The sequence below is a fragment of the Legionella quateirensis genome, assembly GCF_001467955.1.
Classification (GTDB): Bacteria; Pseudomonadota; Gammaproteobacteria; order Legionellales; family Legionellaceae; genus Legionella; species Legionella quateirensis.
In genome coordinates this window covers 1-1,495 of the sequence record NZ_LNYR01000004.1, presented here as the reverse complement: position 1 = coordinate 1,495, position 1,495 = coordinate 1, and the positions used below count along the sequence as shown (strand labels likewise).

Below are 1,495 nucleotides of genomic sequence, written 5' to 3'. Positions count from 1 at the left end.
ATCATCTTTGGAGTTCTAAAAAGTAAACTGCCTTTTAATGAAAATTTATCTTGCATTTAAAGACAGTATCTACGCCTGCTGTAGATGACAAAATCCGTGATATACTATTAGACAGTGATCCTAATGAGATTACATCAACCACGTGTAAAATGGTCATAGAATATGGAGAACTGATGGTGACAGATGCCACGGAACAATTTGAACCAGGCATCATTTCTGATCGCGTATACAAATCGGTGCTGGTGAGTCAGAAAACTCAAAGATAGCCATCACAAACAAAGGGACTTGTTATGAATCAATTGGAACAATTAAAACAATATTCAAAAATTGTTGCTGATACCGGCGATGTACGCTTAATTAAACAGTATCAGACAATCGATGCAACAACCAATCCCAAATTAATTCTAGATGCTAGTGAAAATCCACATTACCAAGATATCATCGCGCATATTCGTGACGAAGCAAAAAAAAATGATGGCTCACCATTTCCAGAACCTATTCGATTTATTGCACGTTTTATTACAGAAATTGGATATGAAATTCTACAAGTTATACCTGGACGCGTTTCTTCAGAATTAGATCCAAGATTATCGTTCAATACTGAAGGAACAATAGAACGAGCCCGATACTTAATTCAATTATATGAAAAAAAAGGAATACAAAAAGAACGTATTTTAATTAAGGTGGCCGCTACTTATGAAGGGATTGAAGCTTGCCGAATACTCGAAACAGAAGGGATTCATTGTAATATGACTTTAGTATTTTCTAACCTTCAAGCGATAGCATGCGCGAAAGCCAATGCAACCCTCATTTCTCCATTTGTAGGTAGAACCAACGAATATTATGAAAATCATAACATCCAACTCCCTTCTCAAAACCTATCCCCTGGTGTCCAATTGATTCATGATATTGTGCATCAATTTAACCAGCAAGGCATTAAAACTGAAGTGATGGCCGCAAGTTTTAGAGATAAACATCAAGTTTTAGCCATTGCGGGATCACCCCTTATTACTGTTCCTCCGGCTATTCTTAATGAATTAATTCAATCAGAAGACCCTGTTGAAATGATGATTAAACCAGAATCGAATCTTTCTGAACATTTGTCTGTTCCAAAATCTCGATATGAGTTTATGAATGCCTTAAAAAACGATAAAGCCGCCTACCACCTGTTACAAGATGGTGTCTTTAAATTTACCAAGGCTTTCTTGAAACTTCGTCAAACGATTTTTAATCAAAGTATGCCTCGTCTGATGCTGAATGTCTTAGTGGAAAAAATTCGGCAAAGTCGATATTTTTAAGATTTATTCTGTACACTTCATGCTAATTTTGTTAGCACTTATCTTTTATAAAAATTTAGCTCACCATTTGTATAACTGACTTATTATGGATTATTTGAGGAATTAAACTAGGTATTTAGCAGGCGTAGATACTGTCTTTAAATGCAAGATAAATTTTCATTAAAAGGCAGTTTACTTTTTAGAACTCCAAAGATGAT

General features: G+C 35.1%; 2 protein-coding genes. Both read left to right on the top strand.

The window, feature by feature from the left end; genetic code table 11:
* Positions 1-50: 50 nt before the first annotated feature.
* On the top strand, positions 51-266 hold the full coding sequence (locus tag Lqua_RS02465; protein ID WP_058472712.1) for a hypothetical protein: 216 nt from the start codon (positions 51-53) through the stop codon (positions 264-266).
* A 24-nt stretch (positions 267-290) separates the two neighbouring features.
* On the top strand, positions 291-1,298 hold the full coding sequence (locus tag Lqua_RS02460; RefSeq protein WP_058472711.1) for a transaldolase family protein: 1,008 nt from the start codon (positions 291-293) through the stop codon (positions 1,296-1,298).
* Positions 1,299-1,495 lie beyond the last annotated feature (197 nt).